The organism is Nocardioides ginsengisoli (genome assembly GCF_039537225.1).
Classification (GTDB): Bacteria; Actinomycetota; Actinomycetes; order Propionibacteriales; family Nocardioidaceae; genus Nocardioides; species Nocardioides ginsengisoli.
Genome location: NZ_BAABAC010000052.1, coordinates 54,938 through 69,795, shown reverse-complemented (window position 1 = coordinate 69,795; position 14,858 = coordinate 54,938). Strand labels below are relative to the sequence as shown.

The 14,858-nt window shown below is 72.0% G+C and carries 14 protein-coding genes and 2 pseudogenes; 8 read left to right on the top strand and 8 right to left on the bottom strand.

From position 1 onward, the window contains the following. Together AB4880_RS26020 and AB4880_RS26015 are read right to left on the bottom strand one after the other, a co-directional pair. A pseudogene (locus AB4880_RS26020) lies at positions 1 to 1,090 on the bottom strand (hypothetical protein); the annotation flags it as partial. Between the two features lie 3 nt (positions 1,091 to 1,093). Beyond that, a complete protein-coding gene (locus tag AB4880_RS26015) occupies positions 1,094 to 1,570 on the bottom strand; it encodes a hypothetical protein (protein ID WP_367922142.1) in 477 nt (158 codons plus the stop codon). Between the two features lie 175 nt (positions 1,571 to 1,745). On the opposite strand from AB4880_RS26015, the gene AB4880_RS26010 reads away from it, so the two are divergent. Together AB4880_RS26010 and AB4880_RS26005 are read left to right on the top strand one after the other, a co-directional pair. Beyond that, positions 1,746 to 2,342, top strand: coding sequence for a hypothetical protein (locus tag AB4880_RS26010; protein WP_367922141.1), 597 nt, complete (start codon positions 1,746 to 1,748; stop codon positions 2,340 to 2,342). Positions 2,343 to 2,457: 115 nt separating this feature from the next. Beyond that, positions 2,458 to 2,826 (top strand): annotated as a pseudogene (locus tag AB4880_RS26005) (helix-turn-helix domain-containing protein); the annotation flags it as partial. Here the strand turns inward: AB4880_RS26005 and AB4880_RS26000 are convergent. Genes AB4880_RS26000 through AB4880_RS25990 form a run of 3 tightly spaced genes read right to left on the bottom strand, consistent with a single transcriptional unit; the run spans position 2,784 to position 4,349 of the window. Further along, positions 2,784 to 3,479, bottom strand: coding sequence for a hypothetical protein (locus AB4880_RS26000; protein WP_367922140.1), 696 nt, complete (start codon positions 3,477 to 3,479; stop codon positions 2,784 to 2,786). The pseudogene AB4880_RS26005 and the gene AB4880_RS26000 overlap by 43 nt on opposite strands. Beyond that, positions 3,476 to 4,213 (bottom strand): ABC transporter ATP-binding protein, encoded by a 738-nt coding sequence (locus AB4880_RS25995; protein ID WP_367922139.1) that lies wholly within the window; start codon positions 4,211 to 4,213, stop codon positions 3,476 to 3,478. Before AB4880_RS25995 ends, AB4880_RS26000 begins: the two co-directional genes overlap by 4 nt. Before the next feature lie 7 nt (positions 4,214 to 4,220). After that, the gene (locus tag AB4880_RS25990; RefSeq protein ID WP_367922138.1) at positions 4,221 to 4,349 is read right to left on the bottom strand and encodes a hypothetical protein; all 129 of its coding nucleotides are present in this window, start codon (positions 4,347 to 4,349) and stop codon (positions 4,221 to 4,223) included. A 270-nt stretch (positions 4,350 to 4,619) separates the two neighbouring features. Between AB4880_RS25990 and AB4880_RS25985 the strand changes: the two genes are divergently transcribed. From AB4880_RS25985 to AB4880_RS25965, 5 genes are all read left to right on the top strand, one after another. Continuing rightward, positions 4,620 to 5,804 carry an alpha/beta fold hydrolase gene (locus AB4880_RS25985; RefSeq protein WP_367922137.1) on the top strand — a complete coding sequence of 395 codons (1,185 nt, stop codon included), beginning with the start codon at positions 4,620 to 4,622 and terminating at the stop codon, positions 5,802 to 5,804. A 7-nt stretch (positions 5,805 to 5,811) separates the two neighbouring features. After that, positions 5,812 to 7,134, top strand: a complete 1,323-nt coding sequence (locus AB4880_RS25980) for an MFS transporter (protein ID WP_367922136.1) — start codon at positions 5,812 to 5,814, stop codon at positions 7,132 to 7,134. Next, complete coding sequence (locus AB4880_RS25975) at positions 7,121 to 8,548, top strand: pyridoxal phosphate-dependent decarboxylase family protein (RefSeq protein WP_367922135.1); 1,428 nt, start codon at positions 7,121 to 7,123, stop codon at positions 8,546 to 8,548. The genes AB4880_RS25980 and AB4880_RS25975 overlap by 14 nt, the downstream gene beginning before the upstream one ends. Positions 8,549 to 8,879: 331 nt before the next feature. Continuing rightward, entirely contained in the window at positions 8,880 to 9,578 is a 699-nt protein-coding gene (locus tag AB4880_RS25970; protein ID WP_367922134.1) for a uracil-DNA glycosylase, read from the top strand. Between the two features lie 182 nt (positions 9,579 to 9,760). Then, positions 9,761 to 10,546: a dioxygenase family protein gene (locus tag AB4880_RS25965; RefSeq protein ID WP_367922133.1), complete on the top strand. Its 786-nt coding sequence runs from the start codon at positions 9,761 to 9,763 to the stop codon at positions 10,544 to 10,546. Between the two features lie 9 nt (positions 10,547 to 10,555). Here AB4880_RS25965 and AB4880_RS25960 read toward each other — a convergent pair whose 3' ends face one another. Then, positions 10,556 to 10,852, bottom strand: coding sequence for a MerR family transcriptional regulator (locus AB4880_RS25960; protein ID WP_367922132.1), 297 nt, complete (start codon positions 10,850 to 10,852; stop codon positions 10,556 to 10,558). 86 nt (positions 10,853 to 10,938) lie between these two features. On the opposite strand from AB4880_RS25960, the gene AB4880_RS25955 reads away from it, so the two are divergent. After that, positions 10,939 to 11,382 carry an Hsp20/alpha crystallin family protein gene (locus AB4880_RS25955; RefSeq protein ID WP_367922131.1) on the top strand — a complete coding sequence of 148 codons (444 nt, stop codon included), beginning with the start codon at positions 10,939 to 10,941 and terminating at the stop codon, positions 11,380 to 11,382. A gap of 62 nt (positions 11,383 to 11,444) precedes the next feature. Here the strand turns inward: AB4880_RS25955 and AB4880_RS25950 are convergent, their stop codons facing one another. Then, positions 11,445 to 13,004, bottom strand: coding sequence for a succinic semialdehyde dehydrogenase (locus AB4880_RS25950; RefSeq protein ID WP_367922130.1), 1,560 nt, complete (start codon positions 13,002 to 13,004; stop codon positions 11,445 to 11,447). Continuing rightward, positions 13,001 to 14,656: a GMC family oxidoreductase gene (locus AB4880_RS25945; RefSeq protein ID WP_367922129.1), complete on the bottom strand. Its 1,656-nt coding sequence runs from the start codon at positions 14,654 to 14,656 to the stop codon at positions 13,001 to 13,003. Before AB4880_RS25945 ends, AB4880_RS25950 begins: the two co-directional genes overlap by 4 nt. Between the last annotated feature and the right edge of the window lie 202 nt (positions 14,657 to 14,858).

Genomic DNA, 14,858 nt, shown 5'->3' with positions numbered 1-14,858 from the left:
CGCCCGCACCCGCGCCGCGACCGCCGCCACGGCCGGCCTGGCTGCCCGGCGTGCCGGAGCCGGTCGAACCGCCGGAGCGGCCCAGGGTGGCCGAGCCGCCGCTGCGCGAGCTGGCGCCGATCGAGCCACCGCCCGAGCTGAGCGCGCCGCGTCCGCCGAGGGCGCCGCGCACGGCACCGGCCAGGCCGGCGCCGCCGAAGATCCCGGCGCCGACGGCCGCACCGCCGACGGACAGCCCGCCGCCACCGCCACCACCGGAACCGCCACCGGGGATCAGCGGGTTGCCGATCGTGCCGCCGTGGCCGCCGCCCTGGTCGCCTCCGCCGCCGCCCCAGTGGTCGCCGCCGCCGTCGCCACCGGGGTAGTCGTGGCCGCCCGGGTCGCCCGTGCCCGGGATGCCGGGGTCGCCCGGGTGGTGGATCGGCGGCTTCACCTGGTGGCCGGTGGGGATGTCGCCGCCGCCGTGGACGCGCGGGCCGGCCGGGAAGCCGCCGGGCCGGTTCTCCGACGACGGCGGGATGTCCTCGGGATGGACCGGCTCGCCGTGGATCTTGGCGAGCTCCTCGGACGCCTTGACGTAGGCGGCGTCGAGCTTGTCGAGCTGGACCTTCGCCTTCGCGTCGCGGGCCGCGAGGTCGGCGACGTCGGCGTCGTGCTGCGCCTTCGCGGTGTCGTACTTCTTGCTCGCGTCGGTGTAGTCCTCAGCCGTCTCGTACTCGTGGCGCGACGGCTTGTCGGGCAGCACGGCCGGCTCGTTGATCGGCTTGCCGCCCATCTGCTCGGCGTTGTAGAGCTCGGTCGCGGCGACGTCGATCACGTCGGCCGCCTTCGTCATCTGGTCGCGGCGGACGCCGACGTCCTTGCTGAGCGTGCGGAAGGCCAGGCTGCCGCGGGCCGCCGTACCTTCGGGGTCGCCGGGGGCGCCGTCGCTGAAGCCCTGGTGGACCAGGTCGGCGACCTCGCTGAGCGTGTGGGCGAGGGAGGCCAGTGAGGCGGAGTGGGTGCGCCAGATCCCGGCCGCCGAGCTCACTCGCTCGGAGTGCGAGGTCTCGGTGGCGCTCTTCAGCCGCCGCAGGTTCTCTCCGGTCATCGCTCAGGCCCCCTGTCCGTCGGCGCCGTCGGCGCCGGCCGCGCTCTGCACCGCGTTGTCGTACGCCGTGTCGCCGTGGTCGGTGTCGGCGTTACCGAGCGACTCGACGGCGCGGGTGCTGGCGAGCAGGGCCGCGCCGGCGTCGCCGTCGACGCCCTTGATGTCGGCGCGGGCGAGCGCACACGCGTCCTTGAACCGGTGGAGGTCCTCGAGCACGCCGTCGAGCGTCTCCTTCATGACGCTGTGTGCCCGCTGGTGGTGGAGCGCGAGCTCCGCCGAGCGGTCGGCCGTGCCGAAGGCCGGCTTCGGGATGAACGCGTGGGCGTCGAAGTCGGCCGGCTTGAGGGTGTGGGTCGCGGTCTCGATCTCCTTGATCGCCCGGTCGATCGCCGACTCGACCAGGGCCAGTCCCGTGGGGGTGGACTGGGAGAGGGCCACGATGAAGCCGGTGAACAGCTCCGGCAGCATCGGAATGATCACGGTTCGCTTCCTTTCCCGAGAGGGTGAGGGGGTCGCACGAGGCCGCGCGGCGGCCCGACGTCCTCTGTTATGCACCACCGCGAGCATCCTTACACCTCGCCGCGGCCGCGACTTCCCGACGGCGGCCCCTCCTCTACCCTGATGCCCGTTCTCCTCTCTCGGAAAGGTCGCTCTCGTGACAACTCGGAGCCGCGGCGCTGTCGCCGCCGTCCTGCTCGCCGCGCTGGTCGGCCTCAGCGCCTGCCAGGGCTCGGACGAGCCGCCGCGCACCGATCCCACCACGGACGCCACGACCGCCTCCCCCGGCCCGACCGACACCACGCCGAGCCCGTCGGTCGAGCCCGCGACCGGCGAGCTGGTCGACCTGCGCGCGCTGACCTATCACCTGCCTGCGGGCATCCCGTGGACCTTCGGTCCTACCGGCCGCTCGGTCGCCGACTACCAGAAGAACCCGGGCACCCGGCCGATCACCGTCCTCGGCAGCGAGACCCCGGTCTTCTCCGGCAGCCCCGCGACCCTCGACTACGCCGCCGACCTCGTGCTGCGGGACGAGAGCCGGTTCACCCATCCCCTGCAGCGAGGCCAGGACCGGACGGTCGGCAACGTCACCGGCTGGACGGCCACGACGCGCACCGGGTCACGGAACGACCGGGTGCTGATGTGGGGCACCGTCCGCAACGGCTACTACTTCTACCTGTCCGTCACCGGCGCCGACGACGTCGAGACGAAGGCGATGTTCGAGTCGATCCTCGCCTCGATCGAGTGGAAGTAGCGGCCTAGCTGTTCTGACCACGGACGTTAGGTACGGCGGGTCGGCTGGACCATGACGACGACCTCCGGGTGAGGTGTGGAGCTACCACGCACCCACACTCACCACGGAGGTCGTCGTGACCCACGCTAACGCCACCCTCACTCCAGCCGGACGACTGCGTCTGGCGAAGCTGGTCGTCGACCAGCGCTGGTCGTATGCCCGAGCCGCTGAACGGTTCTCGGTCAGCATCACCACCGCCCGGCGGTGGGCCCTGCGCTACCGCGAGTCCGGCGAGGACGCGATGGTCGACCGCTCGTCGCGACCACACCACAGTCCGAACCGGCTGCCTCAGCGCATCGAACGTCGGATCGTGAACCTGCGAGTGACCCGACGCTGGGGACCGGCCCGGATCGCCTACCACCTCGGCCTGAACCCATCGACTGTCCACCAGGTCCTGCGCCGCTACGGCTGCCCACGGTTGAAGTGGACCGACCCTGCGACCGGCACCGGCCGCTGCGACCAGTGACTGGCGGAGAGCAGTGCCGCGACCCCGAGGCAGATCGTGCCGGTCACCACGCTCGCCGCGCCCACCGCGTGCCATGCGGGCCGGCTCGAGGAGTCGCAGCATGCGCTGAAGGTCGACGTCATGTTGTGCAGCAGGGGCGAGGTCATGCCCGGCACATAGGCCAGCCACCAGAACCAGCCGAGCAAGGCGACCGGAACCGCCATCACCACGGGCAGTGCCGAGGCCAGGACGAGCCCGCTCAGACAGGCCGCCAGGACCGTGGCGAAGTCGACTCCGACGATCGCCCAGGACGGCCCGTCGCTCGGCGCCGTGCGCGCCGTCACGACCACGGCGAGGCACACGGCGCAGGGCGAGCCGAGGACGAGCGGCCCGTAGCCGGCGCCGACCGCGCGCAGCCCCGATCGCGCCGGCCGGGCCAGGGCGATCCAACCCGGGAACCAGTGGAATCGGGCGGCCGTGAAACCCGCAGCGACCGGAGCCGCCACGCTCAGCGCGTAGCTGGCGTTGGCGAGGTCGCCGGTCGGGTAGCCGATACGGATCAGGTCGGCGGCGGCGAACAGGCAGGCGATGCCGAAGAGCACCGGCAGGAAGAGGCCCGCTCCCGTCCAGCGGAACGCGACGAGCGGGCTCAATGCCGCCCACCGCCGATCATCGCCGCGAAGGCCTGCGCCATCGTCGCCTGGCGGTCGCCAGCGGTGGCGCCCAGCTCCGCGGGCGTGCCGTCGAACCTGAGCCGCCCCTCGGCCAGGACCGCGACCCGGTCGACCTGGCCGTCCAGATCGGCCACCTGGTGGGTCGAGACGACGATGCCGCCGTCCAGCTCCAGCCCGGCGAGGATCGACCGGACGTTCTCCGTTTGAGCCGGATCGAGCCCCGCCGTCGGCTCGTCGAGGAGCAGCACCGACGCAACCCGCACCAGCGCCTGCGCGAGGCCGAGCCGGCGCAGCTGCCCACCCGAGAGCCGTGCCGAACGCACGCCGCGCTTGTCGCCCAGGTCGACCCGGTCGATCAGGTCCGCCGCGCGCACCCGGGCATCGGCCCGCGAGAGCCCCGCCAGCCACCCGGCGTACTCCAGCTGCTCGAGCGTGGTCAGCCCCCAGCAGGCCTGCACCTCCTGCGGCATCCACGCGACCGACCGCACCAGGTCGCGTCGCCGCGACCGACCGCCGAGCGCGACCGTTCCCGCCTGCGGGCGGAGGTAGCCGCACAGCAGCTTCAGCAGCGTGGACTTTCCGGCGCCGTTGGGCCCGAGCAGCAAGGTGACCGCTCCGGGCCGTACCGCCCAGTCGAGGCCGTCGAAGACCTGGTGCGGGCGAAGCCGGCCGTAGCCGAAGCTCAGGCCCGCCGCGACGAGACTCTCGGCCACCGCGGGGTCACCAGTAGATGTGCAGGCTGTGCACCGTCGTCAGGTTGTCGGCGCACTGCGCGCTCGCGCACCACGCGTAGCCCATGCCCGATACGTCGAAGTGATAGTCGGCGTCGACCACGCCGGTGGCCCGCACCGCGTCGGGCGTACGACCGGCAGTTGATCCACTCGTCGGCGACCGCCGGGTCGGGAAGTCCTTTGCGAGTGCGGCGGATGGTCGCGCGGAACTCGCGGGTGCAGTCGTCGAACGTCACGTGGGTGGCACCCCCTGAAGATCCGAATACGTCCGCGCAGAATCACCCGGCCTCGCGATGCCGTCAACGCCGTCCCGGCAACCCCGAAGCGGGCCAGACGGCAAACCCCGGACGCGCCTGCACGCGGGCCTACTGCGCGGTAGTTTTCGGATATGGATCTGGTGCCCCTGCGCTCTGTGCCCGGAGCCGGCCTGCTCCCCGCCCCGGACCAGGTCGTGGCCGCCGCGAGCAATGTCGCCCACAAGCTGCTGTACGGCGGCGTGGCCGACCTGCGTCCGATGCCCCGCACGCTCATCGACGACGGCACGCTGCGGGAGGTCTACCACTACCGCCCGGCCGGCCACGTCCAGGAGCAGGGCGACCCGGTGCTGCTGGTGACGCCGCTGGCGGCGCCGTCGAGCTGCTACGACCTGCGGCGCGGGTGCTCGCTCGTCGAGCACTTCGTGTCGGAGGGGCGGCCCACCTACCTCGTCGAGTACGGCGAGGTGTCGTTCCGCGACCGCAACCTCGGCATGGAGCACTGGGTCGACGAGGTCGTGCCGACCGCGATCCGCGAGGTCTCGAAGCACGCCGGCGACCGTCCGGTCCACGTGATCGGGTGGTCGCTGGGCGGGATCTTCTCGCTGCTCGCACTGGCCGACAAGCGCTCCGGCGACCTGCCGGTGGCGTCGCTGTCGGTGGTCGGCTCGCCGATCGACGTGTCGCTGGTGCCGTTGCTCGCGCCCTTCCGACCGCTGCTCAACCTGTTCAACGGCAACGGCCCGATCACCAAGGGCTACCAGCTGCTCGGCGGCGCGCCGAAGCCGCTGGTGAAGTGGGCCTTCCAGCTCACCGCCTTCCAGAAGCTGGTGACCAAGCCGATCGCGCTGGCGACCCACGTCGACGACCGCGAGTTCCTGGCGCAGGTCGAGGCGGTCGACCACTTCACCGCCAACATGATCGCCTACCCGGGCCGCACCTTCGGTCAGCTCTATCACCGCTTCGCGAAGGGCAACCAGCTCGCCAGCGGCGTCTTCGAGCTCGACGACCGGACCATCGACCTCGGCGACATCACCGTGCCGGTGCTGGTGTTCGGCGGGTCCACCGACGGCATCGCGCCCGTGCCGGCGGTCCGTGCCGTGGTGCCGCTGCTGAAGAAGTCGCCGGAGGTCCGCTTCGAGATCGTCCCCGGCGGCCACCTCGGCATGCTCACCGGCCGGGCCGCGCGGACGACGACCTGGCTCGTCATGGACGAGTGGATCACCCAGTGGTCGGGCGGCGCGCAGCCCGAGGCCGCGATCGGCACCAACCGCAAGCGGCGACACTCTTCGGCGGCATCGCGAGCCCTCGGGCAGTGACCGCGACGTGAGCCTCCCCCGCAGCGTCCGGATCGGGTACGGCGCCGGGTCGGTCGCGACCGGCGCGTTCGGCACCGTCCCGGGCCTGATGCTGCTGCCCTATCTCACCGACACGCTCGCCGTCCCGGCCCTCGCCGCGGGCGCGATCGTCTTCCTGCCGAAGGCGTGGGACGTCGTCCTCAACCCGCTGGCCGGGCGGATCAGCGACCGGACCGTCGACCCGCGCGGCCCGCGCCGGCCCTGGCTGCTGCGCGCCGGACTGGTCCTCGGCGTCTGCTTCGCGGTGCTCTTCGCGGGCCCCGACCTCGGCTCGCAGACGTTCGACGCGGCCTGGGTCCTCGTCGCCTTCCTGGCGTGCGCGACGGCGTACGCCTTCTTCCAGGTGCCGTACGTCGCGATGCCCGCCGAGATCACCGACTCCTACGCCGAGCGCACCCGCCTGATGACCTGGCGGGTGGCGATCCTCGCGTTCACGATCCTGCTCGCGGGCGCCAGCGCACCGGCGATCCGCGACGCGATCGGCGGCCGCGACGGCTATCGCGCGATGGGCGTCGCGATGGCCGCGGTCATCCTCACCGGCGCCCTGCTCACCTACCGCGGCACGCGCGGCACGCGCATCGGCGAGGTCACGCCGGGGCCGGGCACGCTGCGCGACCAGCTGCGGCTGGTGGCCGCCGCCCGCGACTTCCGGCTGCTGCTCGTCACCTTCGTCGTCCAGGCGCTGGCGACCGGCTGCATGCTCGCCGGCGTCGACTACCTCGCGAGCGACGTCCTCGAGCGCGACGGCGCCGCGACCATCCTCTTCGTCTGCTTCGTCGGGCCCGCGCTGCTGCTGACGCCCGCGTGGGCGGCGATCGGGCGCCGGATCGGCAAGAAGCACGGCTATGTCGCCGCCTCGCTCGTACTCGCCACCGGTGCCGCCGCGGCCACCCTCGCCGGGCACGCGCCCGCCGCCGTCGTGTTCGCCGCGGTCGGGCTGGTCGGCGTCGGCTATGCCGGGGTGCAGGTGTTCCCGATGGCGATGCTCCCGGACGCGGCCGCGGTCGACGCGCGTCGTACCGGATCGTCACGGGTGGGCGTCTACACCGGCGTCTGGACCGCGGGCGAGACCCTCGGCCTGGCCCTCGGCCCCGGCCTGTACGCCGTCGTCCTGGCCCTCGGCTCCTACCGCTCGAGCGACACCGGCGACGTCGTGCAGCCCGACTCGGCGGTCACCGCGATCACCCTCGGGTTCTCGCTGCTTCCAGCGCTCCTGGTGCTGGCGAGCCTGTGGTGGCTGCGCGGCTACGCGCTCGATGAGAAGGAGGTCGACCTCGTTGACGCCCGATGAGATCCGCGCCCGCCTGGTCGCGCTGCAGGAGGGTGACCTGCCGGTCCACGGCGGCCGCACGCTCGCCTACGTCTACGACGCCGGGTTGGCCGACGTCGACGCGCTGGCCCGCGAGGCCGTCGCCGCGTTCGCCGGCAGCAACGGCCTCGACCCGACGGCCTTCCCGAGCCTGCTGGCGATGGAGAACGACCTGGTCGCGTTCGCCCGCGAGCTCGTCGACGGCCCCGACTCGATGGTCGGCACGGTCACCTCCGGCGGCACCGAGTCGTGCCTGCTCGCCGTCCTCGGCGCGCGCGACGCCCGGCCCGACGTGGCCGATCCCTCGATCGTCGTGGCGGAGACGGTGCATGCCGCGTTCCACAAGGCGGGGCACTACTTCGGCGTCCGGGTGGTCGTCGTCCCCGTCGGCCCCGACCATCGCGCCGACGCCGACGCGATGGCGGCGGCGATCGACGACACCACCGTGCTGGTGGTCGCGAGCGCGCCGTCGTACGCCCACGGGGTGGTCGACCCGGTGCCCGCGATCGCCACGGCGGCCGCGGCCCGCGGCGTCCGCTGCCACGTCGACGCGTGCATCGGCGGCTGGATCCTGCCCTACGCCGCCCGCCTCGGCCGGCCAGTCACGCCCTGGACGTTCGCGGTCGACGGCGTCACGTCGATCTCGACCGACCTCCACAAGTACGCCTACGCCCCCAAGGGCGCGTCGCTGCTGCTGCACCGCGACCCGGCGCTGCGCCGTCCGCAGTACTTCGCGCACGCCGGCTGGCCCGGCTACACGATGCTCAACGCGACCCTGCAGTCGACGCGCTCCGGCGGTCCGATCGCGGGCGCCTGGGCGACGACGCGGGCGATCGGCCACGACGGCTACCACGTGCTGACCGACCGGGCGCTCGCCGCGACCGACGAGATCGCGGCCGGGATCACCGAGCTGACGGGGCTCTCGCTCGTCGCGGCCCCCGACTCGACCCTCGTCGCGGCGACCGCCGACGACGACCTCGACGTGTTCACGGTGTGCGACGAGATGGCCGAGCGCGGCTGGTTCGTCCAGCCCCAGCTCTCCTACGACGGCCGACCGCCCTCGCTGCACGTCGCCATCAGCGCCGCCACCGACGCCGGCGCCTTCCTGGCCGCGCTCGGCGAGGCCGTGGCCTCGGCCCGCGCGCAGGGGCCGGTGCCGGTCGACCCGGGCGTGGCCGACCTGCTCCGGACGCTCGACCCGGCGACCCTCGGCGACGCCGAGTTCGACCTGCTGCTCGCAGCCGGCGGACTCGCCGGCGACGCTGGCGAGCTCGGCCTGCCCGACCGGATGGCACCCGTCAACGCGCTGCTCGACGTCGCGCCGCCGGCGCTGCGGGAGGCGGTCCTGGTCGCCTTCCTCGACCGGCTCGCCCGGCCGTTCGCTTCCGGGACATAGTCCCAAAGGACTAACCGGTCCCGGCCGCGTTCCCGATTCGCGGCCCCTGGCGCGGTCCGTAGATTTCTCATCACCGACGCGGACCTCGAAACCCGCTGGAGGGAGCCCCACCGGGTCCGGCACCCCATATGCCGGGTGTGCCCCTGGTGGACCAGTGGGCTCGAGATCCGCGTCGGGACCGAAAGTCCGCATCGCCGAACGCAACGCCCCTCGGAGGGAGAGGGACGAGGCCCGGCGGCCGCGGCACAGATGAGCAGCAACCACGGCCGGCCTCCACTTGGGAGGGTGGGTCTGGGGGGACCAGGCGCCTCGTGCGCACTAGAGTCCGGCCGTGGGAGCTCTCACTGGACTCGTAGGCCAGGGCCTGATGGCCGCCGACTGGGCCGAGGCGCTGGCGCCGGTCGAGGACCGCGTCGCCGCGCTGGGCCGGTTCCTCCGCGAGGAGGTGGCCGCCGGGCGGCCCTATCTGCCCGCCGGCGACCGCATCTTCCACGCCTTCCGGCGCCCGCTCGCCGACGTACGGGTGCTCATCGTGGGGCAGGACCCCTATCCGACGCCGGGCCACCCGATCGGGCTGAGCTTCGCGGTCGAGCGCGACGTGCGGCCGATCCCGCGCAGTCTCGCGAACATCTACCAGGAGCTGGCCAACGACGTCGGCTTCGTCCCGCCGCCCCACGGCGACCTGACGCCCTGGGCCGACCAGGGCGTGATGCTGCTCAACCGCGTCCTCACCGTGCGGCCGAGCGAGTCCGGCTCGCACCGCAACCAGGGCTGGGAGCACGTGACGGCCTGCGCGATCCAGGCCGTCGTACGGCGTGCGGAGGCCGGGGCGCCGATGGCGGCCATCCTCTGGGGCCGGGACGCGCAGACCCTCAAGCCGCACCTGGGCTCGCTCCCCTTCGTGGAGTCGCCCCATCCGTCACCCCTGTCGGCGTCGCGGGGCTTCTTCGGCTCCCGCCCCTTCAGCCGGGTCAACCAGCTGCTGGTCGAGCGCGGCGGTGTGCCCGTCGACTGGTCCTTGCCTGCGTGAGCCGCCGACCGCAGTTGTAACTCGGTGTTCGTGGATCTACCTGGGGGTCATGACGTGTCACAGCACCGTGGTAGATGCCCGAACACCGTGGTGGTTTCACGAACACCGAGTTACAAGTGGCCCGGCCCTTCTCCGCAGCGCCCCCAGGGAATATAGTTGAACTCTCAACTATTGGAGTAGACATGACGACGGACACCAGCACCCGCATGCCGGCCCTCTACATCGGGCATGGCGCTCCCCCGCTCCTCGACGACGCCCTGTGGTCGAGCCAGCTCGCCGCCTGGGCCGGCGACCTGCCGCGCCCCAAGGCGATCCTGATCGTCAGCGCCCACTGGGAGTCCGCGCCGCTGTCCCTCACCGCGAGCGGCGTGCCGCTGGTCTACGACTTCGGCGGATTCGCGCCGAAGTACTACCAGATGACCTACGAGACGCCCGACGCCACGGCGTTCGCGGCGCGGGTCGCGGCGATGATGCCCCGTACCGAGCCGATCCACCAGCACGCCTCGCGCGGCCTCGACCACGGCGCGTGGGTGCCGCTCAAGATCATGTACCCCGAGGCCGACATCCCGGTCCTGCAGATGTCGATGCCCACCCACGACCCGGGCCGCCTGATGGAGATCGGCCGCCGGCTCAAGCCCCTGCGCGACGAGGGCGTCCTCATCATCGGCTCCGGCTTCCTCACCCACGGCCTGCCCTTCCTCACGTCCTGGCAGATCGACGCCGACGCCCCCGGCTGGTCGACGGACTTCGACGCCTGGGCCGGCGAGGCGATGGCGCGCGGCGACGTCGACGAGCTCGCGTCGTACCGCTCGAAGGCGCCGGGCATGCCGTTCGCGCACCCGACGGTCGAGCACTACACGCCGCTGTTCGTCACGCTGGGCGCGGCGACCGACCCCACCGAGCCCGGCGACCAGGTGATCGACGGGTTCTGGATGGGCCTGTCGAAGCGGTCGCTGCAGGTCGCCTGACCCGATCGGTCAGCCGCGGGCCAGCCGCTTACGCAGCCGGGCGACCTCCGCCTCGAGCTCGAGCACGCGGGCGATGCCCGCGAGGTTGAGCCCCTCGGCGAGCAGGTCGCGGATCCGGTGCAGCGTGTCGATGTCGGCGCGGCTGTAGAGCCGGGTGCCGCCCTCGCTGCGCGCCGGCTCGAGCAGGCCGCGGCGCTCGTAGACCCGGAGGTTCTGGATCTCCATCGACGTCATCTCCGCCGCCACGGAGATGGCGTAGACGCCGCGCGTGCGTTCGCTGCGACCACGATCTCGGGCTTGAATCATGGAGTCAGATTATCTATAACGGTGATTGCAGATCAACGCACGACCGGCTCGACTCCGGGCCGGCGGATCCCGAAGGAGGACTTGTCATGTTGCTGCGCACCACCGACCCCTTCCGCGACTTCGACCGACTGACCAGCCAGCTCCTGGGAGCCGGCCTGGGCACGACCAACCGGCCCGCCGTGATGCCGATGGACGCGTGGCGCGAGGGCGACCAGTTCGTCCTGGAGTTCGACCTGCCGGGCGTCAGCACCGAGAGCATCGACATCGACGTCGAGCGCAACGTGCTGACCGTGCGGGCCGAGCGCGTCCCCGGCAACGGCGACTGGCAGCGGCTTGCCTCCGAGCGCACCCACGGTCAGTTCTCCCGCCAGCTCGTGCTCGGCGACAACCTCGACCTCGAGCGGATCGAGGCCGGCTACGAGAACGGCGTCCTGCGGCTGCTGATCCCGGTGGCCGAGAAGGCCAAGCCGCGCAAGATCGAGATCTCGGGCGCCGCCTCGACCGGGCCGGAGGCCATCACCACCTCCTGATCCGCGCACAGAAGACGAACGGCCGGCGGGTGCCCACCACGCCGGCCGTTCCCGTACGACGGTCACCGCACGCGGAGCTTGCGCATCAGCTTGAGCGAGCTCAGCATCTGCTTCACGTAGGCGTCGTAGGCCTGCCCCGGCCGCGGCCCCATGACCTGCTTCTTCAGCACCGCGACGTTCTTGGCGTCGGTGTACTTGAGCAGGCCCTGGTCGCCGTGGCGGGCGCCGACGCCGGACTTCTTGACGCCGCCCGACGGCGACCCCTTCGAGGCGTACGCCGTCGCGAGCGCGTCGTTGATGTTGACGTTGCCGGACTCGATCCGCGCGGCCACGGCCTCGGCGCGGGCCAGATCGCCGCTCCAGACCGAGGCGTTGAGGCCGTAGTCGGTGTCGTTGGCGAGGTGGATCGCCTCGTCGACCGTGCGGTAGGGGTAGAGCGCGACGACCGGACCGAAGGTCTCGGTGTGGCCGGCGAGCATCTCCTTGGTGACGCCCTCGAGCACGGTCGGCTCGAAGAACGCGGGGCCGATGTCGGGCCGCGCCCGGCCGCCGGTGAGCACGGTCGCGCCCTTGGCGACGGCGTCCTCGACGTGCGAAGCGACACGGTCGCGGTGCTCGGGGCTGACCAGCGAGCCGATCTCGGGCCCGAAGTCGTACGCCGCGCCGATCTTCAGGTTCGCGGCCCGCTCGACGAAGGCGGTGCGCAGCTCGTCGTACCGGCTCTCGGGCAGGTAGATCCGCTCGATGTGCATGCAGATCTGGCCGGTGTTGCCGAAGACGCCGAACAGCGTCCCCTCGACCCATTCCTCGACGTCGACGTCGTCGAGCACGATCATCGGGTTCTTGCCGCCGAGCTCGAGGCAGCAGCCGATCAGGTTGCGGCCGGCCCGCTCGCCGATGACGCGACCGGTCGCGGTCGAGCCGGTGAACATGACGTAGTCGGCGTTGTCGATGAGCGTCGGGCCGACGTCCGGGCCCTCACCGCACACGACCTGGAAGAGGCCCTTCGGCAGCCCAGCCTCCTCGAGCAGCGAGATGCCGTAGAGCGGCGACAGGGCGGTCTTGTTGTCGGGCTTCACCACGACGGCGTTGCCCGCGATGAGCGCCGGGATCGCGTCGGAGAGACCGGTCGCGAACGGGAAGTTCCAGGGCGCGATGATGCCGACGACGCCCTTGGGGACGCGGACCTCGGTCGAGCTCGACACGATCGGCACCGGGCCGCCGTGCTTCTTCGGCGCGAGCAGCTTCTTGGCGCGCTTGAGGTAGTACGACATCACCATCGGCGGGTCGCAGGTCTCCTCGATCGCCATCCGCCGGTTCTTGCCGCTCTCGACCTGGATGAGGTCGGCGGTGGTGTGGGCGTTGTCGACGAGCAGCGTGTGCGCGCGGTCGAAGACCTCGAGCCGCTTGGCGACGGGCCACTGGGCCCACAGCTCCTGGGCGGCGCGCGCCCGGGCGAACGCCTCCTCGATGTCCTCGGGCGTCGACTGCGGCAGCTCGACGAGGACCTCGCCGGTGTAGACCTCGGTCAGCTTCCAGGTGGCGCCGGTGCGCCCCGGGACGCGGGCGACCAGGCGCTCGAGCAGCTCGTCGGTGACGGAGGCGGGGCGCGTTGCGCTCACCAGGACACTCCGCCCAGGATCAGCTCGGCCGCCTTCTCGCCGATCATGTAGCACGGCGCGTTGGTGTTGCCGCCGGTGATGCTCGGCATGATCGAGGCGTCCGCGACGCGCAGGCCCTCGATGCCGCGGACCTTGAGGTCGGGGCCGACGACGGCGCGCTCGTCGACGCCCATCCGGCAGGTGCCGACGCCGTGGTAGACGGATGTCGAGCGCTCCTTGAGCGCGACCCGCAGCTCCTTGCCGTTCGGGATCGACGGCCCGGGGTGGATCTCCTCCTTGACCGCGCCGCCGAACGCGGCCGACGCCATGATCTCGCGGATCATCTCGGTGCCCTCGGCGAGCACCTCGACGTCGTCCGGGTGCTGGAAGAAGCCGTAGTCGATGAGCGGCGCGGCCGTCGGGTCGGCCGACGCGAGGCGCAGCGTGCCGCGGCTCTTGGGGTAGATCAGCGTCGAGAAGACGGTGAGCGCGGGGCGGCCGTCGGGCATGTGCCGGATCGGCTCGTCCTGGTTGGGGCTCGGGTAGGCCCAGGGCAGCATGTGCAGCTGGAGGTCCGGGACGTCGGTCGCGAGCGACGTCCGCACGAAGCCGACGGACTCGAACACCGAGTTGTCGAGGAAGGAACCGCCGCGCGTGAGGTCGCGCGCCATGCCCTTGAAGAAGGTCCACGCGTTGCCGCGGTAGCTGACGCTCGGTACGTGGAAGGACATCGGGTGGAAGAGGTGGTCGTGCAGGTTGTCGCCCACCGGGAGGTCGGCGATGCAGTCGATGCCGACGCTGGCGAGATGGTCGGCCGGGCCGACACCGGAGAGCATCAGCAGCTGCGGGCTGTTGGCGAAGCCGGCCGAGAGGATGACCTCCCTGCCAGCCTTGATGAAGCGCCGGGTGCCCCCGCCCTTGCCCTGGTCGATGACCTCGACGCCGGTAGCGCGGCCGTTGTCGATGACGACCTTCGCGACGTGGACCTCGGTCTGCAGCTCGAGGGTGCGCGGCTGCAGGTGGTGGACGTAGCCGCGGGAGGAGGAGTAGCGCAGGCCGTCGGCAGCGTTCTGCTGCATCCGGGCGATGCCCTCCTGCTCGGCGGCGTTGTAGTCGTCGAGGACCTTCACGCCGAGGGTGTCGGCGGTGGCCTGGATGAACTGGAGGCTGGCCTCCTGCGGCGTCTTGTTGCGGCTGATCTTGATCGGGCCGCCGGCGCCGCGGTAGGCGTTCTCGCCGTCCTCGAAGTCCTCGTAGCGCTTGAAGGCGGCGTTGACCGTGTCGGCGTCCCAGCCGGTGTTGCCCTCGGCCGCCCAGGAGTCGTAGTTGGCGCGGTTGCCGCGGACGTAGACCATGCCGTTGACCGAGCTCGAGCCACCGACCACCTTGCCGCGCGGGGCCGGCATCCGGCGGCCGTCGAGGCCGGGCTGCGGGACCGAGCGGTAGCCCCAGTCGAAGAGCTTCTCGAGCCGCGGCTCGGAGTGCATCGGGCCGATCATGCCGGGCTTCTTGGTGAAGTAGCCGTGCATGCCCTTGTCGTCGGACTTGCCCGCCTCGATGAGGATCACGCTGGCGCCGGACTGGGCGAGCCGCCCGGCGACGATCGAGCCGGAGCTGCCCGAGCCCACCACGATGTAGTCGGCCTCGTTGCTGTACGGAGCGCGCTTCGCCATCCGGTCCCATCCTCCTCGATCGGGGCCGGGCAGGTCGGTGGGGCGCCCGGCCAGGTCACTGTAACGCGTTCTAGTTTCGTTACGAAAGGGTTTCGTGTTTCGGCCTCCCGGGTGACTCCTGCCGTGCGGCGGCGCGGCGGAGGACGCCGGCGGCGGTCCGCTGCCCCCACTGCGTCGGAGGCGCGCACGCCCGGGTGGCAGG